The sequence below is a fragment of the Pseudomonas sp. 18058 genome (genome assembly GCF_902706155.1).
In the GTDB taxonomy this organism is placed as follows: domain Bacteria; phylum Pseudomonadota; class Gammaproteobacteria; order Pseudomonadales; family Pseudomonadaceae; genus Aquipseudomonas; species Aquipseudomonas rustica.
On sequence record NZ_CACSJY010000051.1, the window covers coordinates 21,062 to 41,582 of the forward strand.

Below are 20,521 nucleotides of genomic sequence, written 5' to 3' on the forward strand. Positions count from 1 at the left end.
TGCGGCAGCTCCTACAAGTCAGTGCATGGCTTGCCCACTGTAGGAGCTGCCGCAGGCTGCGATCTTTTCAGGCGTTTTGTGCCTGAAGAAAAATCGAAAACAGCTCGGACTGGGATTTGATCCCCAGCTTGCTGTACATGTGTTTCTTATGGACTTTCACGGTTTCTACGGAGATTTCCAGCTTACGGGCGATTTCTTTACTGGAGCAACCGCTGAGCATCAAACGCCCGACATCCAGTTCGCGGGCGGTCAGTTGCGCGCCCTTGATTTGTTGCACCGAAGTTTCCAGTTGCACCCGCCAATCGGCAGAGGCAGGCGCGCCGGTTTCGTTGGTTTCATAGGGCAGACGCTGGCGCAACAGCGCGAGCACCCACGGCTGGATCAGTGACAACAAGGCAATCTGCTCGCTGCTGAAACGCTGTTTGCTGCCCAGCGACAGACACAACGTGCGATCACCTTCGAGCTGACAATTGAACTGGATTTCGTCGGCGACGACATTCAGACGAAAGTATCGCTGGTAATACTCGGTCTGCTCAAAATGCTCGGGCGCGACTTCCCACAGACGATACAACCCCGAGCGCGATTGCTCGCGACTGGCGATATAGAACGGGTCGAGCAGGTACACGCCGCGCAGGTAATCTTCGAACAGGGCGTCCGGGAAACCTTCCACGCCGGGGCTGGCGGCGAACACTTGCGGGTGTTGGTCTGAACTGAACAGCAGCGCCACCCAGCTATCGAACGGCATGTACTGATCGAGCAAACGCACCAGTTGCGCCCAGAAATTCGGCTTGTCCAGCGCCTCGATCAATTGCCCTACGGCGCGGTGCCAGGTGATGTCGTCGAAGGAAAGTGTCATCGGTTTACCTTGAATGCCCGGCCGGATGCTGCTGCGCATACTGGCCCACTCGATGGCCGGACACAAATCCCGGGCCACCACAAATCCCCTGTAGGAGCTGCCGAAGGCTGCGATCTTTTGATCTTGGTTTTTCCAGGATCAAGATCAAAAGATCGCAGCCTTCGGCAGCTCCTACAGGGGTCTATGGCGTAAGGCGGGTTTGCGTGGGATCCTTTGCGTTTTTCGAAACAAGGATCGTTTTTATGTCGACGCTTTCCGGTGCTACCACTTCCATCATCCGCATCGCCGCCGCTCTGCTGCTTAACGCGAATGGCCAAACTCTATTGGTACGCAAACGCGGCACCACGGCGTTCATGCAACCGGGCGGCAAGATCGAAGCGCATGAATTGCCGGTGCATGCCCTGGCCCGTGAGCTGGAAGAAGAACTGGATCTGCAAATCGATCCGGCGCAAGCGACTTTCCTGGGTCAGTTTTCTGCACCTGCTGCCAACGAACCGGGATGTGTCGTACAGGCCGATATCTTTCAGCTGACAATCAACGCCGACGTTTCCCCGGCAGCGGAAATCGAAGAAGTGATCTGGATCGACCCGGCCACTGACGGCGATGTCGTTTTGGCGCCATTGACACGCGATGTGATCCTGCCGTTTTATCGAGCCTCGCTGACCGCCATCGCCTGATCATCCACGCAAAGGACTTTGCCATGATCCCGCTTCAAGACCTGCTGATATTCGCCGCCGCCGCGTTACTGATGGTACTGACGCCGGGGCCGAACATGATCTACCTGATCTCGCGTTCGATCTGTCAGGGGCGCAAGGCCGGGGTGACGTCGTTGCTGGGCGTGGTCGCGGGGTTCTTTGTGCATATGTTTGCGGCAGCCGCCGGCTTGACCGCAGTGTTCCTCGCGGTGCCGATGGCTTATGAAGTGTTGAAGTGGGCGGGTGCGTTGTACCTGCTGTGGCTGGCGTGGCAAGCGGTGAAACCCGGTGCGCGTTCGCCGTTTGAGGCACAGCAATTGCCACCAGATTCGTCGCGCAAACTGATCACCATGGGTTTTCTCACCAGTGCGCTGAACCCGAAGATTGCGGTTTTTTACCTCTCGGTGTTTCCGCAGTTCATCACGCCTGAGCACGGCTCGGTGTTCACCCAAAGCCTCATCCTCGGGCTGACGCAGATCAGCGTGAGTTTCACCGTCAATCTGCTGATCGCATTGTTCGCGGCAGGAATTGCGTCGTGGTTCGTGCGCAATCCGACGTGGCTGGCGATGCAGCGTTATTTCATGGGTTTTGTGTTGGCCGGGTTGGCCGTGCGATTGATGCTTGAGCAACGAAGGGCGGCTTGAGCATGTGGATCGAACGGCTGGATGCCAGTCATGCCCTGGCTTTTCGGGAGTTGATGCTGGAGGCTTACGATCGCCATCCGCAGGCGTTTACCTCCAGCGTGCGTGAGCGCGCGGTGATGCCGTTGAGCTGGTGGGAAGGGCGGCTGACCAGCAAGCTCGATGTGGTGCTGGGGGCATTCGAGGGTGGCACGCTGGCCGGGATTGTCGGGCTGGCGTTTGAACCTCGGGAGAAGGCTCGGCATAAAGCCACGTTGTTCGGGATGTATGTGTCGGCGGATTTTCGACAGCACGGTTTGGGCTATGAACTGGTGCAGGCGGCGTTGGCTGAAGCGCAGAATCATCCGGCGTTGAAGGTCGTTCAATTGACCGTCACTGCTGGCAATGACGCGGCGTTCAAACTCTATGAGCGTTGCGGCTTTATCCAGTTTGGCCTGGAGCCATTGGCGGTGCGGGTTGGAGGAGACTACTTCGACAAGATCCATATGTGGCGTGAACTGCCTCAGGCATAAAGATCAAAAGATCGCAGCCTTCGGCAGCTCCTACAGGGTTTTGTGTAGGAGCTGCCGAAGGCTGCGATCTTTTGATTTGGGTTTTAGCGAACTGCGCTAACCCCATCCAATGTCGAGAACGAAGTGTCCTTCGCCGTCAGCAAGAAATCGCGCATGTACGGCGCATCCAGCATGTCCGCACGGATCGCCGCGTACAGCGTGGCGAACAGGCCTTTCTCGCCCAGCCGCTTGGCCTTCACGTAACCGCGCGAGCTGTATTCGTGCAGCGCCCAATGCGGCATGCCGCACACGCCACGGCCACTGGCGACCAGTTGCATCATCATTACCGTCAGTTCTGAAGTCCGTACCTGCGCCGGCTCAATATCCGCCGGTTCTAGGAAGCGCGTGAAGATGTCCAGCCGATCACGCTCTACCGGATAAGTGATCAACGTTTCCGTGAGCAGATCCTCAGGCACGATGTACGGTTTGCTCGCCAGCGCATGCTGATTGGCCACCGCCAGCATCGCTTCATAAGTGAACAGCGGTACATAAGTGATACCGGCGATTTCCAGCGGATCGGATGTCACCACCAGATCCAGATCACCGCGCGCCAGCGCCGGCAGCGGTGCAAAGGAGAAACCCGACGCCAGATCGAGTTCGACTTCCGGCCAGGCATCGCGGAACTGGTCGATGGTCGGCATCAGCCACTGAAAGCAGCTGTGGCATTCGATCGCCATATGCAAACGCCCGGCGGTGCCACCGGCCAAGCGGCTGATGTCACGCTCGGCGGCACGCAGCAGCGGCAGGGTCGCATCGGCCAGTTGCAGCAGGCGCAAACCGGCGCTGGTGAAACGCACTGGTTTGGTCTTGCGCACAAACAATTGCATGCCCATACGCTCTTCCAGTTCCTTGAACTGGTGGGACAGCGCCGACTGCGTCAGATGCAGGCGATCAGCCGCGTCGACAAGGCTGTCGGCCTCGCGCAGGGCATGCAGGGTTTTCAAGTGGCGGATCTCAAGCACCGATGGCTCCATGAACAAAATTTGCTGATTCAGCGATGGTGGTGAGTTTGTCTCATGTTGGCGGGGCTGTCGACCGCGTCTGATCGAGAGGCGCAATGACCGCTCGGCACTCTTCATCAAACTGTCACGCAACTGTGGCAGCGCGCTTGAACAAACTTCATCAGACTCGCGCTCTACTGGGGTTCTGCGTTTCGGTGTTTTTCATGCACAAGTTGTTTTTATCAGTCGCGGCCATCTTGGCCGCGCTTTTGTTCGGTGCGCCGTCGATGGCGGCCGCGCGTTGCGATGTCAACGTGCCGACCGAGCACGTCGATTTGCAACAAGTCAGCATTGCTTATCAGAGCATTGGTCGCGCGTCGGATCCGGCGTTGTTGCTGGTGATGGGCCTGGGCGGGCAGTTGATCCACTGGCCGGATGAGGTGGTGGTGGCGCTGTGTCAGCAGGGATTTCGGGTGATCCGCTACGACAACCGCGACGTGGGATTGTCGACCTGGCGACAGGCGCCGGAAGAGGCCAATCTGACCTTCGAAGTGCTGCGCTACAAACTCGGTCTGCCGGTGTCGGCGCCGTACAGCCTGACCGATATGGCTGACGACGCGTTAGGCCTGATGGACGCCCTGCATGTTGAGCAATTCCACGTCTTGGGCGCGAGCATGGGCGGCATGATTGCTCAGCACATGGCGGCGATGGCGCCGCAGCGGGTCGAGAGCCTGACGTTGATCATGACCACTTCTGGCGCGGAAGGCTTGCCGGCGCCGAGTGCAGCGCTGGTGCAGTTGTTGTCGCGACGTGGCGCACCGAATCGTCAGGTGGCGCTGGAGCAGCAGGCGGATTTGCTGGCGGCGCTGGGTAGCCCGGCGGTGACCGATGATCGGCAGGTTTTGCTGCAACAGGCAGCGGCTTCCTATGACCGCGCGTTTAATCCCGAGGGTGTGAAGCGGCAGATCATGGCGATCCTCGCCGAGCCTAGCCGTGTTGCGTTGCTCAACCAGCTGCGCGTACCGACGCTGGTGGTGCATGGCACGGCCGATCCGTTGTTGCCGGTGATGCATGGCGTGCACCTGGCGGCGCATATTCGCGGGAGTCAGTTGAAGCTGATTCCGGGGTTGGCGCATCGGTTCCAAGATGCGTTCAAGGAACCGTTGTTGGCGGCGGTGTTGCCGTATTTGCAGGCGCACCGGGAAGACACTTCGCATTGGGCGCAGATTGAGCCGGTGGTGGGGGGGAATCTGCTGTAACCATCAGATTTGTGGTGTTGGCCAGGGTCTCTTCGCGAGCAAGCCCGCTCCCACATTTGGAATGCGTTCCCCTGTAGGAGCTGCCGAAGGCTGCGATCTTTTGATCTTAAGGACAACGTCAAAAGATCGCAGCCTTCGGCAGCTCCTACAGGTGCAAGGTGATCAGGGTGTATCGTGCAAACTTTCCCGCACGATTTCCCCTGCGAGGTGTTTGATGAATTCCGCTCTGAAAATCGATTTTGTCAGCGACGTGTCCTGCCCGTGGTGCGTCGTTGGTTTGTATGGCTTGCTGGAAGCGCTGGAAATCCTGCGCAACGAAGTGCAGGCCGAGATCCGCTTCCAGCCGTTCGAGCTGAACCCGAAAATGGGCGCTGACGGGCAGAACATCGCCGAGCACATTCAAGAAAAGTACGGCTCGACGCCGGAGCAATCGCAGAAGAATCGCGACGCGATCCGCGCTCGTGGTGCAGAACTGGGGTTTGCTTTTCGCACCGATTCCAACAGCCGCATTTACAACACCTTCGATGCGCACCGTTTGCTGCATTGGGCGGAGCTTGAGGGTTTGCAGTTGCCGTTGAAGGAAGCGTTGTTCAAGGCGTATTTCAGCGATGGCGGCAATCCTTCCGATCACGGGCAACTGGTGCGGATTGCTGAGAGTGTCGGGCTGGATCGCCAGCGGGCCGAGGCGATTCTGGCGTCGGACGAGTTTGCCGATGAGGTGCGCGAAGAAGAGCAGGTATGGCTGCAGCGGGGAGTGAGTTCGGTGCCGACGGTGGTGTTTAACGGCCAGTACGCGGTGACGGGTGGGCAGCCGGTAGAAACATTTGTCGGGGCCATTCGGCAGATCATGGCCGAGTCGAAGGGTGGGACGGTTAGCTGATATGGGGCAGGAGCCAAAAAGCCCCTCACCCTAACCCTCTCCCCGAGGGAGAGGGGACTGATTGGGGGATGCTGAAGTGATTCGCCGACCTGAGCGTGCTTCGCTGAATCCATAATCGACTCGGTTTTTCAGGTCGATGTAACTTGAACGACACCGCGGTCTGCCCCCTCTCCCTCCGGGAGAGGGCTGGGGTGAGGGTCGCTTTTGACCTTAACTGTGCAGGCGCACCCAAACCGTCACCAACACCGTAGCCGCCATCAACCAAGCCACCGCCGCCACCGCCAACGACGCCTCCAGCCGCATCCGGTCCACCATCACATACAACGTCGCCAGATAGACGAAGTACGGAATGATCGACCACATCCCGAACACGATCGTCGTCTTCAAATCCTCAATCGAGCGCCCCTTGCCAACGATGTAATGCGCAATCAGCGCAAACGTCGGAAACAGCGGCACCAATCCGGCGATGTAGTAATTTTTGGTCTTCGACAGCGCCGCGATGATCAGCACCACCGCTGCGCCCAACAGCGCTTTGAAAAACAGATCCACGTCGTTCTCGCTTAATGGCTCAGGCCGTATTTTTTTACTTTGTCGAACAGTGTGGTCTTGGCCATGCCCAGCTCAAGACTCGCCTGAGTCAGGTTACCGCCGCTGCGCTGCAATGCATCGCTGAGCAGATTGCGTTCGAAGGCTTCCACCGCTTCGGCAAAGCCCAGGCCTTGTCCGCCGCTGTTGGCACCGGACTTTTTGAACGCCGGCAGGCCGAGAGCAAAGCGCTCAGCAACGTTACGCAATTCACGCACGTTGCCCGGCCAGTCGTGGCTCATCAGGTTCGACAAGGTCTGGTTGTCCAGCTCCGGCAACGCGCGGTCGAAGCGCAGGGCCGATTGCTGAGTGAAGTGTTCGAAAAGTTGCAGAATGTCTTCGCGGCGCTCGCGCAGGGGCGGCAATTCCAGCGTCACCACGTTGAGGCGGTAGTACAAATCGCTGCGGAATTCGCCAGCCTTGCTCGACTCGTCGAGGTCGGATTTGGTCGCTGCGATCACCCTGCAATCCACCGCCACGCTCTGGTTCGAGCCGAGGCGTTCTAGGGTGCGTTCCTGCAACACGCGCAGCAGTTTGATCTGCAACGGCAGCGGCATGCTTTCCACTTCATCGAGGAACAGCGTGCCGCCGTCGGCGTGTTCGATTTTGCCGATGCGCCGTTTGCCGGCACCGGTGAAGGCGTTGGCTTCGTGACCAAAGATCTCACTTTCGAAGAGGTTTTCCGGCAGACCGCCGCAGTTCAGCGCGACGAACTGTTTGCTGTGGCGCCGACTGAAATCGTGCAGGCAACGGGCGACCAGTTCTTTGCCGGTGCCGGTCTCGCCTTCGATCAGCACGTTGGCCGAGGTGTCGGCGACGTTGGCGATCAGTTCGCGCAGGTTCTGCATGGCCGGCGAGCGACCGATGATGCGTCCTTCGAGGGAATCACGTTCGGCCAGTTGCCGACGCAGCGACGACACTTCACGAGCGAGGCTGCGTTGTTCCAGCGCACGTCGCGCAACATCGACCAGACGTTCCGGCGAGAACGGTTTTTCCATGAAATCGTAGGCGCCTTTCTGCATCGCGCCAACGGCCATGGAAATGTCGCCATGCCCGGTGATCAACACCACCGGCAGGCTGCGGTCGCGGGTCTTGAGGCGCGTGAGCAGTTCGAGGCCATCGATGCCCGGCAGGCGAATGTCGCTGATGACGATGCCGGCAAAATTGTCTCCGACCCGCTCCAGCGCTTCTTCGGCACTGCCGACGCCGACGCAGGGAATGTCTTCCAGCGTCAGCGCTTGTTGGCAGCCGAGCAGCACATGGGGGTCGTCTTCGACGATCAGCACACTGAGTTCTTGGTTCATATTGGCTCGGCGGGAGTAGGGCTTACCAACGGTAAACTGAGGACGAAAGTGGTTCCGCCGCCGCCCGGGTGTTCGACACCCAGATGACCGCCGGTGGCAGCGGCGAGGCTGGCGGAAAGCGTCAGGCCCAGACCCAGGCCTTGTTCGCCGGGTTTGGTGGTGAAGAACGGTTCGAACAGATGCTTGCGCGCCTCGGCGTCGATGCCGTGACCGTTGTCGCGCACGCGCAGGCGATATTTGCCGTTGAATTCTTCGCCCTCCAGCCACAGTTCGGGCTGCGGTTGCGCCTGCATCGCATCGAGGGCGTTGCCGACCAGATTGACCAGAATCTGTTCGAGGCGAGTCTGGTCGATCTGCACTTGCACGTCGATGAACTGCCGATGGATTTGCAGCGCCGCATGCTCAACACGCGCGCCGAGCAATTGCAGTGCGGCGTCCACGGCTTTGCCGAGACTGGCCTGACCCTGATTGTCACCCCGACGGGCGAACGAGCGCAGGCTCGCGGTGATTCGGCCCATGCGGTCGATCAGGTCGTTGATGGTCTTGAGGTTGGTGCTGGCGACGTCGAGCTGACCGCGTTCCAGAAAACGTACGGTGTTGCCCGAGAGCGTGCGCATCGCGGCCAGTGGCTGATTCAATTCGTGGGCAATGCTGGTCGACATCTGGCCGATGGCCGCGAGTTTGCCGGCCTGCACCAATTCATCCTGCGCGCGGCGCAAGGTCTCCTCGGCTTGACGGCGTTCGCGGATCTGACTCTTCAAGCGCTCGTTGCTGGCGCGCAGGTCGGTGGTGCGTTCGGTAATCCGACGCTCCAGTTGATTGTTGGCTTCCTGCAAGGCTTCGCGGGCGGCGAGGCGGGTGGCGATGACCTTGCGCCGTTCGTTCCAGGCGATCAGCAGGAACGCTACCAAGGCGAAAGCTACCGCAACGAGAATGCCTTGGTTGATCGCCTCGCGGCGCAAGTCCTGCAACGGCGTGAGCAGGGTGAAATTCCATGGCGTATCGCTCAGAGGCCGGGTCTGCGCCAGGTAGCTGATGTCGTCCTCGCCTGACTGCACTTCGCTGTTGGCCGGGAAGGTGAGTTTTTCCACGCCTTCGGCCAATGTCTCGCGGGCCAGCGGTTGCAGTTCGTTGAGTGGGAACCAGTAGTACTGCAGGCTGCGGGCGAGTTTTTCTTTGGTTTCCTCGCTCAGCGGAATCACTGATTTGAGCCGGCGTGCCGGATCGCTGGAGAGAATGATGATGCCGTTTTCGTCGCTGACAAACGCCTCCAGACGCGCGCGCTGCCAGCGTTCTTCCATGGCTTCCAGACGCACTTTGACCACGGCGACGCCGATGATCTTGCCGTGCTCTTCGAGGCCGTGGGCGAGGTAGTAACCGGGTTCGCCGTTGGTGCTGCCGATGCCGTAGAAACGCCCGGGTTCACCGCGCACGGCTTTCTGGAAATAGGCACGGAAGGACAGGTCTTCACCGAGATAACTGTCGACATCGCGCCAGTTGCTGGTGGCCATGACGCGGCCGGTGGTGTCCATGACGTAGATGGCCCGACTGCGACTGCGTCGGTTCAGGCCTTCAAGGTAAGCGTTGACCGTTTGCCGGTGTTCCGGGGTCGGGTCGGCCAACAGCCGCGACACACTGGTTTCGAGTTCCAGCAGGCTGGGCAGGTAGGTGTATTTGCTGATCTCGCTTTCGACCGCGCGGGCGTTCAGTTCGAGCTGGCGCTGGCCGTTTTCGCTGAGGTTGCGAATGCCAAAATGCTCACTGACCCAGAACCCGGCGAAACCCAACCCGATCATCAAAATGATGATCAGCGGCGGCAGGAACAAATGACGAATCAGACGGGGCTTCACGGCAAGTGATGGCGGCGCGGCGCGATAGAGATTGGGGTCGCATTTCATCACAGATGCCTTGGGTCAACCACAACACTTGTTTGTGAATCACCGCTGGTTTGGAGGTGGACTCTGTGGCGAGGGGATTTATCCCCGTTGGGTTGCGCAGCAGCCCCAAAACCATCAATGCGGTTTAACTGAAAGACCGCATGCACAGGTTTTACGACTGCTGCGCAGCCGGACGGGGATAAATCCCCTCGCCACAGGGGATCTCATTGTCAGGCAGCCCGCACCCCACAGACAGGGTGCGGGTGTGTTGCTTTTAGTGCTGCAGGATTTTCTCGAGGAAGTGCTGCGCGCGTTCGGAGCGGGCTTTGATGTCGCCGAAGAACTCCTCTTTCGGGCAGTCTTCGATGATCTTGCCGGCATCCATGAAAATCACGCGATCGGCCACTTTGCGCGCAAAACCCATTTCGTGGGTTACGCACATCATAGTCATGCCTTCGTGGGCCAGTTGCACCATCACGTCGAGCACTTCGTTAACCATCTCCGGGTCGAGCGCCGAAGTAGGTTCGTCGAACAGCATGACGATCGGATCCATCGCCAGCGCGCGGGCAATTGCCACACGCTGTTGCTGACCACCGGACAGTTGCCCCGGATGCTTGTGCGCGTGCGCCGACAAACCCACGCGCTCGAGCAGCTGCAGACCTTTTTTGGTCGCCTCTTCCTTGCTGCGGCCCAACACCTTGATCTGCGCGATGGTCAGGTTTTCGGTGATGGTCAGGTGCGGAAACAGTTCGAAATGCTGGAACACCATGCCGACGCGCGAACGCAGTTTCGGCAGGTTGGTCTTCGGATCGGCAATCGACGTACCGTCAACCACGACGTCGCCTTTCTGGAACGGCTCCAGCGCGTTGACGCATTTGATTAGGGTCGATTTACCCGAACCGGACGGGCCGCAGACCACGATCACTTCGCCTTTTTTGACCTCGGTGCTGCAATCCGTCAGTACCTGGAAGTCCCCATACCACTTGTTGATGTTCTTGATAGAGATCATACGGCGAACCTTTTTTGCAGACGCTTGACCAGCAGCGAGGCGGAAAAGCTGATGATGAAGTAGACGACACCGGCGAAGATCAGGAACTCGTTGGAACGGCCAATGATGTCGCCGCTGGAGCGGGCGGAGTTGAGGAAGTCCACCAGACCCACGGTGTAAACCAGCGAGGTGTCCTGGAACAGGATGATCGACTGTTGCAGCAGCAACGGCGTCATCTTGCGGAACGCCTGAGGCAGGATGATCAGACGCATGGTCTGGCCATAGGTCATGCCCATCGCCTGTGCAGCGGCCATCTGACCTTTGGGGATCGACTGCACACCGGCGCGGACGATTTCGCAGAAGTACGCGGCTTCGAACATCATGAAGGCCACGACGCAGGAGGTGAACGCGCCGATCGGCGTGTCTTCACCGGTAATCCAGCGCAGCACGAACGGCACCGCCAGGTAGAACCAGGTGATCACCAGCAGCAGCGGGATCGAACGGAAGTAGTTCACATAAGCGCCGGCCACGCGTGACAGCAGTTTGCTCGACGACAGGCGCATCAGCGCCAGGATCGTGCCGAGCACGATGCCGCCGACTACGCCCATGACCATCAACTGCAAGGTCATCACCATGCCGTTCCACAGGCCCGGGATAGCGGGGATGATGCCGCTGAAATCGAAGTCCATTATTTGCCCCCCACGGAGATCAGGCCAGGCACCGCGACTTTCTTCTCGACCACGCGCATCAGCAGCATCAGGCTCATGTTCAGGGTGAAGTAAATCAGCGTGGCCAGGGTGAAGGCTTCAAACAGGTTGGCCGAAAATTCGGCGGTCTGTTTGGTTTGTGCCAGCAATTCCATCAAACCGATCAAGGACGCCACGGAGGAGTTCTTGAAGACGTTGAGGAATTCCGAGGTAAGCGGCGGAATAATGATGCGGTAGGCCTGGGGCAGCAGCACGTTCCAGTAGATCTGCGGCAGCTTGAAACCCATGGCACGCGCAGCCGATTCCTGACCGCGTGGCAGCGCCTGAATACCGGTACGCACTTGCTCGCAAACACGCGCAGCGGTGAACAAGCCCAGGCACACGACAACGCTCAGGTAAGCCGAGGTGGTCGGGTTGAGGTCTTGTTTGTACCAGTCCTGCAGGTTTTGCGGCAGCAGGTCGGGCACCAGGAAGTACCAGATGAACAGCTGAACCAGCAGCGGCACATTACGAAACAGTTCCACGTAGCAGGTCGCGATGCCCGATACGATGCGGTTTGGCACAGTGCGCATGACCCCCAGAATGGAGCCCAGCAGCAAGGCGATGATCCATGCCACGATGGCAATGGCAATGGTCCAGCCCAAACCGGTGACGTACCAGTCGAGATAAGTCTCGCTGCCGACGCCGGTGGACTTGAAGAACACGCCCCAGTCCCAGTTGTAATTCATTAGGGTCTCCCCTCGAGATCGATCGATGTACAAGCACCCGCTTGGGGAAAATCCTTTCCCGTCCGACGTTGAACGCCGGGCACACGCGATCGGCTCGAAAACCGCCAGGTCGAGTGTTCCACAGTACAGCCAGCAGGTAGTAACAGACGCCTGAGGGAGAGTGGCTCCCTCAGGAGATAAGGTTAGTCAGGAATCAGATTTTTACGTCAGGCGCCGGCTTGTCGCTCGGGGTGGCGATCAGACCTTTTACCTTGTCGCTCATCGGGAAGTTGAGGTTCAGGCCTTTTGGTGGGATCGGGCTCTCGAACCACTTGCTGTAGATCTTGTTGATCTCGCCAGACTTGTACAGACCCACGATGGCGTCATCGACGGCTTTCTTGAAGGCCGGGTCGTCTTTACGAACCATGCACGCGTAGGCTTCGAAGGACTGTGGAGTACCGGTGATGATCCAGTCGTTCGGCTTCTTGGCCTTGGCTTCTTCACCAGCCAGCAGAGCGTCGTCCATCATGAAGGCAACGGCGCGACCGCTTTCCAGCATGTTGAAGGATTCGCCGTGGTCTTTGGCGGAGATGATGTTCATGCCCATCTGCTTGTCGGCGTTCATCGCTTTGATGATGCGCTCGGACGTGGTGCCCGCGGTGGTCACGACGTTTTTGCCTTTGAGGTCGGCGAAGTCAGCGTAGGACGGCTTGCCATCCTTGTCTTTCTTGACCAGCAGACGGGTGCCGATTTCGAAGATGTTGACGGTGAAGTCGACTTGCTGGGCGCGTTCGGCGTTGTTGGTGGTCGAGCCGCACTCGATATCCGCGGTGCCGTTCTGGATCAGCGGGATACGGGTTTGCGAGGTCACCAGGTTGTATTTGACCTGCAGATCGGGCTTGTTCAGGTCTTTTTTCAGGGCTTCAACGATAGCCACCTGAATGTCGTGGGAGTAGCCCACTGGTTTGCCGGAAGCATCTGCAATGTAGGAAAACGGAATGGAGCTGTCGCGGTGAGCGAGCGTGATGGTGCCCGAATCGTTGATTTTCTTCAGGGTGCCGGTGAGTTCGGCGGCGAAAACTGGCGTGCTGATCAGAGCGGCAGCAATGGCTGCGCCCAGGATATGGGGAACGATGCGCATCAAATTTTCCTCGACATTGTTTTTTTTATGGAGCCAGTTCGTCGGCCCTTTTGTGCTTCGAATGCCTGACGGCTCCTGAAGTGTTGGCACAACAGGCATTCGTCGAGAGAGTGTAGAGCATGACTCGTGCCAGACCAGTCTGGATTGGTTAAGATTATGATTTATAAGGATATTAAAGTTTTGTGGCGGATTTTTTTGTGGGGAGTGATCCGGTTTACCGAATTGACCGGGGAGTCTCGTTCGGAAAACCGAACAGTCAAGAGCCCCTCACCCTAGCCCTCTCCCGGAGGGAGAGGGGACTGACCGCAGTGGATGGTCGAGTTACGCCGACGTGAGCTACCGAGTCGAACTTTTTATTTTGAAGCCCATGAAGATCGGCTCCCTTCCCCCTCTACCCCTTGGGGGAGAGGGCTGGGGTGAGGGGGAAGAGATCCAACTGACCCAACCAGATTTTGCAGAACCCACAAAACAAAAAGCCCCTGAACCTTACGATTCAGGGGCTTTTTGTTTAACCAATGTTCAAATCACGCCGCTTCAATCTTGCTACGGTTCTGCTCAACCTTACCCAGATACGCCGCAAGCTTCTCCTGCTCCGCCGGAGTGGTAAACAACCCCAGCTTGCTACGACGCCACAGAATGTCATGCGCCGAGGTCGCCCACTCTTCGCTGCACAGGTAATCGACTTCACGGGTGTAGAGCCCGCCGCCAATGTGTTCGCCCATGTCGGCGAGGGTTTCAACGCCCTCAAGCATGCGCCAGGTGCGGCTGCCGTACGTGGTCGACCAGCGACGCGCGATCTCGCTCGGCACAAAGTCGTACTTGTCGCGAATCAGCGCGCTCAAGGCTTGCGGCGTGGTCATGTCTTCGCCGCCGGGCAGGGTGGCGGTGGCCGTCCAGCTCGGGCGCATCTGGGTGAAGAACGGCATCAGTTGCGCCATCGCCGATTCGGCGAGTTTGCGGTAGGTGGTCAGCTTGCCGCCGAACACCGACAGCAGCGGCGCTTCTTCAGTGCTGCCGGACAGCGCCAAGGTGTAATCGCGAGTAACCGCCGACGGGTTGTCGGATTCGTCGTTGCACAGTGGGCGCACACCCGAGTAGCTGTGCTGAATGTCTTCGCGGCTGACTTGTTTCTTGAAGTGTGCGTTGACCACTTTCAGCAGGTAATCGGTTTCGCCGTCGGTAATCGCCACTTTCGCCGGGTCGCCGGTGTATTCACGGTCGGTGGTGCCGATCAGGGTGAAGTGGTTGTTCAAGTATGGAATGGTGAAGACGATGCGCTGATCTTCGTTTTGCAGGATGTGCGCGTGATCGCCTTCGTACAGTTTCGGCACGATGATGTGGCTGCCTTGAATCAGACGGATGCCGTACGGCGATTCCATCTTCAGATCGTCACGAATGAACTTGGCAACCCACGGGCCGGCGGCGTTCACCAGCGCTTTGGCGGTGATCGAAAACAGGCTGCCGTCGGCGCGTTCCAGGTTCAGGTGCCACAAACCTTTGGCGCGACGGGCGCTGACGCAACGGGTCTGGGTGTGTACGTGGGCGCCTTTTTCGCGGGCGGCCATGGCGTTGAGTACCACGAGGCGAGCGTCGTCGACCCAGCAATCGGAGTATTCGAAGCCTTTCTTGATTTCGCTTTTCAGTGCGCTGTCGGCGCCGAACTTGAGGCTTTTCGAACCTGGCAGTTTTTCGCGCTTGCCGAGGTTGTCATACAGGAACAGGCCGGCACGAATCATCCACGCCGGACGCAGGTGTGGACGGTGCGGCAGCACGAAGCGCATTGGCTTGACGATGTGCGGGGCTTTGGCCAGCAGCACTTCGCGCTCGGCCAGTGCTTCGCGCACCAGACGGAATTCGTAATGTTCGAGATAGCGCAGGCCTCCGTGGATCAGCTTGCTGCTGGCCGACGAAGTGTGGCTGGCGAGGTCGTCCTTTTCGCATAGGAACACCGAGAGACCGCGACCGGCGGCATCCGCTGCGATCCCCACCCCATTGATCCCGCCGCCGATAACGGCGAGGTCGTAGATCTCGGAGATAGGGGGCGTACGCAAGGTAGATGTGGACATCGGCTGGCCTCAGGCTCTTTTGATTTTCTATATTGGAAATCGAACATGAATGTTCATTTGCGAAAATGGTAGCCGATAAAGGCGCGCATAGCCAGTCGACTTCGATTGAAAAAACTCATCGAAGGGCAGGGAAAGGAAAAAATACGAACATTAAAAGCGAAAAGATCGCAGCCTTCGGCAGCTCCTACAGGTCAAGTGAACCCATGTAGGAGCTGCCGAAGGCTGCGATCTTTTGATCTTGGGGGGTTAAACGACTTCCAGCCGAATCTTGTGCTGACTCAACAACTGCGCCAGAGCCGGCACCGGCTGCTGATCCGTCACCAAACAATCAATCAAGCTGATCGGCCCCAACCGAATCATCGCATTACGCCCAAACTTGCTCGAATCCGCCGCCAGAATCACCTGCCGCGCATTGGCAATAATCGCCTGGGAAACCCGCACTTCCTGATAATCAAAATCCAGCAAGCTGCCGTCTTCATCAATCCCGCTGATCCCGACCAGCGCGAAATCAACCTTGAACTGATTGATGAAATCCACACTCGCCTGACCAACAACTCCGCCATCACGACGAACATTTCCGCCAGTCAGCAGCACATCAAAATCATCCTTGGCACTGAGCATCGACGCCACGTTCAGGTTGTTGGTGATGATCTTCAGATGGTTGTGATTGAGCAGGGCGCGGGCAATCGATTCGGTGGTGGTACCGATGTTGATGAACAGCGAGGCGTGATCGGGGATTTGTGCGGCGATGGCTTCACCGATGCGTTGTTTTTCATCGCGCATCTGATCGGCGCGCATCGCATAGGCCGTGTTTTCAACACTGGAATCGTAGGCCGCGCCGCCATGGTAGCGACGGAGCAAATTGGCTTCCGCGAGCTGATTGATGTCGCGGCGGATGGTTTGCGGGGTAACAACGAACAGCGTGGCCATTTCCTCGATGCTCACATAGCCGCGTTCGCGAACCAGCTCGAGGATTTGCTGCTGACGGGGAGGCAGATTCATGGGGCTTCCTTTGGGCTGCCGTGCAAAATTTGCCCATGATGCCGCAGGAATCCGCTCCCGACCAGTTAGTTGCCTATCAGTCTCTGAAGGTTGGCTTATTCAGCGTCTTCACGCGCCCAGTCACGGGTGCGGCTGACGGCTTTCTTCCAGCCTTTATACAGCTTCTCTTTTTCTACATCGTCCAGGCTCGGCTCGAACTCACGCTCGATCACCGCTTTGCCGCGCAGCTCTTCCAGGCTGCCCCAGAAACCGCACGCCAGACCGGCCAGGTACGCCGCGCCCAGCGCTGTGGTTTCGCGCATTTGCGGACGCTCGACCTGAGTACCGAGGATGTCGGCCTGGAACTGCATGAGGAAGTTGTTCGCCACCGCGCCGCCGTCCACGCGCAGGGCTTTGAGGCGTTCGCCGGAATCCTGTTGCATGGCGTCGAGTACGTCGCGGGTCTGGTAGGCAATCGATTCCAGCGCGGCGCGGATGATGTGATCCACGCGAACGCCGCGCGTCAGGCCGAACAGTGCGCCACGGGCGTACGGATCCCAGTAAGGAGCGCCCAGACCGGTGAAGGCTGGCACCAGATACACGCCGTTGCTGTCCTTCACTTTATTGGCGAAGTATTCGGTGTCGTGGGCGTCGTTGATGATTTTCAGTTCATCACGCAGCCACTGCACGGTCGAACCGCCGTTGAATACCGCGCCTTCCAGGGCGTAAGCGACTTCGCCGCGCGGGCCGCAAGCGATGGTGGTGAGCATGCCGTGCTGCGATTTCACCGCTTTGTCGCCAGTGTTCATCAGCAGGAAGCAGCCGGTGCCGTAGGTGTTTTTCGCCTGACCTGGTTCTACGCACATTTGACCGAACAGCGCCGCTTGCTGATCGCCGGCGATACCGCCGATGGCGATGCCGCTCTTGGTGTGGCCGTAGATTTCCGACGACGCTTTGACTTCCGGAAGCATCTCGCGCGGGATGTCGAGAATCTCCAGCATCTTCGCGTCCCACTCCAGCGAGTGAATGTTGAAGAGCATGGTGCGCGAGGCGTTGGTGTAGTCGGTAACGTGCACCTTGCCGCCAGTGAATTTCCAGATCAGCCAGCTATCGACGGTGCCGAACAGCAGTTCGCCATTGCGCGCACGCTCGCGGCTGCCTTCGACGTTGTCGAGGATCCACTTCAGTTTGGTGCCGGAGAAGTACGGGTCGGTGACCAGACCGGTGGTGTCGCTGATGTATTGCTCGTGGCCATCGCGCTTGAGCTGCTGGCAGATTTCGGTGCTGCGGCGGCACTGCCAGACGATGGCGTTGTACACCGGGCGACCGGTGGTCTTGTCCCAGACCACGGTGGTTTCACGCTGGTTGGTGATGCCGATGGCCGCGACCTGGTCGTGGTGCAGACCGGCCTGTGCCAGCGCTTCAACCATCACCGCACTTTGGGTGGCGAAGATTTCCATCGGATCGTGTTCGACCCAACCGGCTTGCGGGTAATGCTGAGCGAATTCGCGCTGCGCGGTGCAGACCACGTTCGCGTCGCGGTCAAAAATGATCGCGCGAGAGCTGGTCGTACCCTGATCGAGGGCAATGATGTAGTTCTTATTCTGAATGTCGGTCATGTCGATTGCCTTGGACGAAATAAGGGTGAATGGGCCGTGGCGCAGGCTCGGATGGGCAGGAGCCTGCGCCGACTGTTTCAAGAAGTTCTTGGTTTGCCGTCAATGGCCGGTTCTGCATCCTTTGTAGCAGGTGTGGCGCCGGTCAGGTGACGGGCGATGAGCCCGCGATACCCGGCAGCGCCGAGGCAGGCACCGACAATCGGTGCAAAAATCGGAATCAGGAAGTACGGAATATCGCGGCCGCCAGTGAAGGAAATTTCACCCCAGCCAGCGAAGAAAGTCATCAGTTTCGGACCGAAGTCACGCGCCGGGTTCATCGCAAAACCGGTCAGCGGGCCCATCGAGCTGCCGATCACCGCGATCAGCAAGCCGATCAGCAGCGGCGCCATCGGGCCTCTTGGCAGGCCATTGTTGTCGTCGGTCAGGGCCATGATCACGCCCATCAGGATCGCGGTGATGATCATCTCGACCAGGAATGCCTGGGCGGTGGACAGCACTGGATTCGGGAACGTCGAGAACACCGAGGCCAGCTCAAGGCTGGCGGCGGATCCGCGAACCATTTGGTGAGTTTGTTCGTAATCGAAGAAAAGATTGCTGTACAGCGTGTAAACCAGCAGCGCGCCGCAGAATGCGCCGGCGATTTGCGCAAGAATATAGAAGGGCAGTTTGCGCTTTTCGAAGTCGGCGAAGATTGCCAGGGCGATGCTGACGGCCGGGTTCAGGTGCGCGCCGGAAACCCCGGCCGTGAGGTAGATCGCCATGCTCACGCCGACGCCCCAGATGATGCTGATTTCCCACAGGCCGAAGCTGGCGCCCGCGACTTTGAGGGCGGCGACACAGCCAGTGCCAAAAAAGATCAGAAGTGCAGTACCCAGAAACTCGGCCATGCATTGGCTCGAAAGCGATGGTTGCTGTAAAGCAGTTGTCATTGAAAACCTCAATTTTTGTTGTTGTCTGGCGCGATTGCCGACAGGGCAAGGCGCGATTTTCACCGGGTCGGAATCCCCATTCGTTTCCCGGTTTACTGCTGAGTGCTGCAATGATGATAATTCTTACATTATTCAGATTCGAAAAAATATAGACAAGAAACAAACCTGTCAAAGGTCGAAAGTGAACCGCCAGTCACAATAGAACTATCAGTCACATGAATGACTCGCCGGGTGACCGCTTTCTTAGCGTTGTGAATTACCTGCAAAGCCGCGTAATTCGGGGCCGGGATAGAGCCTTTTACGGCTCGATGTCCTAGAATCCGGCGCAGGATTTTCTGCCATTGCCGAGCCTGGAGCTGCCATGACCCCTGCGTTGGACTTGTTAAAAAAAGTTCGTGCCGAACATCGCGTGCACAGTTACGAACATGATCCAAAGGCCGCGTCCTACGGGCTGGAGGCTGCGGAAAAACTGGCGCTCGAGCCAGCGCAGGTGTTTAAAACCTTGCTGGCGGCGAGTGAAAAAGGTGAGCTGCTGGTGGCCGTAGTGCCGGTCGTCGGAAGCCTCGACCTCAAAGGTCTGGCGCAGGCGGCGGGGGTGAAAAAAGTCGAGATGGCTGACCCGGCAGCGGCGCAGCGCTCCACCGGTTATCTGCTGGGCGGTATCAGTCCATTGGGGCAGAAAAAGCGTCTGCGCACCTTCATCGATAATTCGGCTCAGGCTTTTGCGACTATTTATGTCAGCGCCGGCCGGCGTGGGCTGGAAGTCGAATTGGCACCCGCCGTGCTCGCTGAACACACCCAGGCCAAATTCGCCGACATCGGTCGTGCGTAACGTCGGCTGATTCTGTATGAAGAAAATTGGCCGGTTCTGTCGCTGGCGCTGATCTGGTATGCGCTGCATGCTCTGCCGACTGACTTAAGGAGAAGGTTATGCAGCTCGAGTTTCATCAGGTTGACGCATTCAGTGAGCGGCCGTTCAGTGGCAACCCGGCGATGATTTATCGGCTGGATGCGTGGCTCGCCGATGATTTGATGCAAAAGATCGCGGGTGAACACAATCTGGCGGAAACCGCGTTTCTGGTGCGTGAAGGTTCGGCCTGGCATATCCGTTGGTTCACCCCGACCACTGAAGTGCCGTTGTGCGGCCATGCGACGCTGGCCAGCGCTTATGTGTTGTTCGAGATCTATAAGGAAACGGCCGAGCGTATCGACTTCACTTGCAAGTCCGGACCGTTGAGCGTGACGCGGGCAGACGGGCGTTTGTGGCTGGATTTCCCCTCGATCGTGCCGTCAGAGATTGGCGTGACGCTGGATGTCGAGCGGGCGCTGGGCGTTGAAGCGGTTGATGTGCTCGGCTCGAACGAACTGTTTGTGGTGCTGGAGTCGGAGCAGGCCGTACTCGATTGCAAGCCGGACATGGTCGCGCTGGCCAAACTGCCGTGGCTCGGTGCAATCGTCACCGCGCGGGGCAATCAGCACGATTTCGTCTCGCGCTATTTCGCCCCGGCGATTGGCATCAATGAAGACCCGGTGACCGGGTCGACGCACTGCAGCTTGATTCCGTATTGGTCAAAACGTCTGGGCAAATCGAGCCTGACCGCGTGCCAGCGCTCGGCGCGGGGCGGGGAGTTGTTTTGTCGGCTGGAGGGTGAGCGGGTGAAGATTGGCGGGCATGCGACACTCGTTGCGAGCGGCACCCTGTTATTGGGATAAACCCAAAACCAAATGTGGGAGCGGGCTTGCTCGCGAAGGCGTTGTGTCAGTCGCCATTATCGTTGACTGACACAACGCCTT

At 58.6% G+C, this 20,521-nt stretch carries 20 protein-coding genes; 7 read left to right on the forward strand and 13 right to left on the reverse strand.

Annotation, left to right across the window (positions count from 1 at the left end; translation table 11 throughout):
* Positions 1-67: 67 nt before the first annotated feature.
* Positions 68-856, reverse strand: coding sequence for a LuxR C-terminal-related transcriptional regulator (locus tag GVL50_RS22560; protein ID WP_159815124.1), 789 nt, complete (start codon positions 854-856; stop codon positions 68-70).
* A 242-nt stretch (positions 857-1,098) separates the two neighbouring features.
* On the opposite strand from GVL50_RS22560, the gene GVL50_RS22565 reads away from it, so the two are divergent.
* From GVL50_RS22565 to GVL50_RS22575, 3 genes are read left to right on the forward strand one after another with little or no spacing between them, the layout of a single operon-like run.
* Entirely contained in the window at positions 1,099-1,533 is a 435-nt protein-coding gene (locus tag GVL50_RS22565; protein ID WP_159815115.1) for an NUDIX domain-containing protein, read from the forward strand.
* Between the two features lie 23 nt (positions 1,534-1,556).
* Positions 1,557-2,195, forward strand: a complete 639-nt coding sequence (locus GVL50_RS22570; RefSeq protein ID WP_053123452.1) for a LysE family translocator — start codon at positions 1,557-1,559, stop codon at positions 2,193-2,195.
* Positions 2,196-2,197: 2 nt separating this feature from the next.
* Positions 2,198-2,704: a GNAT family N-acetyltransferase gene (locus GVL50_RS22575; protein ID WP_159815125.1), complete on the forward strand. Its 507-nt coding sequence runs from the start codon at positions 2,198-2,200 to the stop codon at positions 2,702-2,704.
* A gap of 83 nt (positions 2,705-2,787) precedes the next feature.
* Here the strand turns inward: GVL50_RS22575 and metR are convergent, their stop codons facing one another.
* Complete coding sequence (gene metR, locus GVL50_RS22580; RefSeq protein ID WP_008087231.1) at positions 2,788-3,705, reverse strand: transcriptional regulator MetR; 918 nt, start codon at positions 3,703-3,705, stop codon at positions 2,788-2,790.
* A 203-nt stretch (positions 3,706-3,908) separates the two neighbouring features.
* On the opposite strand from metR, the gene GVL50_RS22585 reads away from it, so the two are divergent.
* Both GVL50_RS22585 and GVL50_RS22590 read left to right on the forward strand, forming a co-directional pair.
* Positions 3,909-4,943, forward strand: coding sequence for an alpha/beta fold hydrolase (locus tag GVL50_RS22585; RefSeq protein ID WP_159815116.1), 1,035 nt, complete (start codon positions 3,909-3,911; stop codon positions 4,941-4,943).
* 214 nt (positions 4,944-5,157) lie between these two features.
* Positions 5,158-5,823 carry a DsbA family oxidoreductase gene (locus GVL50_RS22590; RefSeq protein ID WP_159815117.1) on the forward strand — a complete coding sequence of 222 codons (666 nt, stop codon included), beginning with the start codon at positions 5,158-5,160 and terminating at the stop codon, positions 5,821-5,823.
* A gap of 210 nt (positions 5,824-6,033) precedes the next feature.
* Here the strand turns inward: GVL50_RS22590 and GVL50_RS22595 are convergent, their stop codons facing one another.
* From GVL50_RS22595 to GVL50_RS22645, 11 genes are all read right to left on the reverse strand, one after another.
* Positions 6,034-6,372: a GlpM family protein gene (locus GVL50_RS22595; protein ID WP_008079444.1), complete on the reverse strand. Its 339-nt coding sequence runs from the start codon at positions 6,370-6,372 to the stop codon at positions 6,034-6,036.
* Positions 6,373-6,383: 11 nt separating this feature from the next.
* Positions 6,384-7,712: a sigma-54 dependent transcriptional regulator gene (locus GVL50_RS22600; protein ID WP_159815118.1), complete on the reverse strand. Its 1,329-nt coding sequence runs from the start codon at positions 7,710-7,712 to the stop codon at positions 6,384-6,386.
* The gene (locus tag GVL50_RS22605; protein WP_159815119.1) at positions 7,709-9,610 is read right to left on the reverse strand and encodes an ATP-binding protein; all 1,902 of its coding nucleotides are present in this window, start codon (positions 9,608-9,610) and stop codon (positions 7,709-7,711) included. The genes GVL50_RS22600 and GVL50_RS22605 overlap by 4 nt, the downstream gene beginning before the upstream one ends.
* 253 nt (positions 9,611-9,863) lie before the next feature.
* Positions 9,864-10,598 carry an amino acid ABC transporter ATP-binding protein gene (locus GVL50_RS22610; RefSeq protein WP_053123439.1) on the reverse strand — a complete coding sequence of 245 codons (735 nt, stop codon included), beginning with the start codon at positions 10,596-10,598 and terminating at the stop codon, positions 9,864-9,866.
* The gene (locus GVL50_RS22615; protein WP_003227756.1) at positions 10,595-11,266 is read right to left on the reverse strand and encodes an amino acid ABC transporter permease; all 672 of its coding nucleotides are present in this window, start codon (positions 11,264-11,266) and stop codon (positions 10,595-10,597) included. Before GVL50_RS22615 ends, GVL50_RS22610 begins: the two co-directional genes overlap by 4 nt.
* Positions 11,266-12,012: an amino acid ABC transporter permease gene (locus GVL50_RS22620; RefSeq protein ID WP_053123437.1), complete on the reverse strand. Its 747-nt coding sequence runs from the start codon at positions 12,010-12,012 to the stop codon at positions 11,266-11,268. The genes GVL50_RS22615 and GVL50_RS22620 overlap by 1 nt, the downstream gene beginning before the upstream one ends.
* 193 nt (positions 12,013-12,205) lie before the next feature.
* Entirely contained in the window at positions 12,206-13,132 is a 927-nt protein-coding gene (locus GVL50_RS22625) for a glutamate/aspartate ABC transporter substrate-binding protein (RefSeq protein ID WP_159815120.1), read from the reverse strand.
* A 524-nt stretch (positions 13,133-13,656) separates the two neighbouring features.
* On the reverse strand, positions 13,657-15,198 hold the full coding sequence (gene glpD, locus GVL50_RS22630) for a glycerol-3-phosphate dehydrogenase (RefSeq protein ID WP_053123433.1): 1,542 nt from the start codon (positions 15,196-15,198) through the stop codon (positions 13,657-13,659).
* Between the two features lie 246 nt (positions 15,199-15,444).
* Positions 15,445-16,200, reverse strand: coding sequence for a DeoR/GlpR family transcriptional regulator (locus GVL50_RS22635; protein WP_159815121.1), 756 nt, complete (start codon positions 16,198-16,200; stop codon positions 15,445-15,447).
* Positions 16,201-16,295: 95 nt separating this feature from the next.
* Positions 16,296-17,798, reverse strand: coding sequence for a glycerol kinase GlpK (gene glpK / locus GVL50_RS22640; RefSeq protein ID WP_159815122.1), 1,503 nt, complete (start codon positions 17,796-17,798; stop codon positions 16,296-16,298).
* A 77-nt stretch (positions 17,799-17,875) separates the two neighbouring features.
* Positions 17,876-18,727, reverse strand: a complete 852-nt coding sequence (locus GVL50_RS22645; protein WP_053123429.1) for an MIP/aquaporin family protein — start codon at positions 18,725-18,727, stop codon at positions 17,876-17,878.
* A 361-nt stretch (positions 18,728-19,088) separates the two neighbouring features.
* Here GVL50_RS22645 and ybaK point away from each other — a divergent pair, with 361 nt between their 5' ends.
* Both ybaK and GVL50_RS22655 read left to right on the forward strand, forming a co-directional pair.
* Positions 19,089-19,559 (forward strand): Cys-tRNA(Pro) deacylase, encoded by a 471-nt coding sequence (ybaK, locus tag GVL50_RS22650; RefSeq protein ID WP_053123427.1) that lies wholly within the window; start codon positions 19,089-19,091, stop codon positions 19,557-19,559.
* A gap of 98 nt (positions 19,560-19,657) precedes the next feature.
* Complete coding sequence (locus GVL50_RS22655; RefSeq protein WP_159815123.1) at positions 19,658-20,440, forward strand: PhzF family phenazine biosynthesis protein; 783 nt, start codon at positions 19,658-19,660, stop codon at positions 20,438-20,440.
* Positions 20,441-20,521 lie beyond the last annotated feature (81 nt).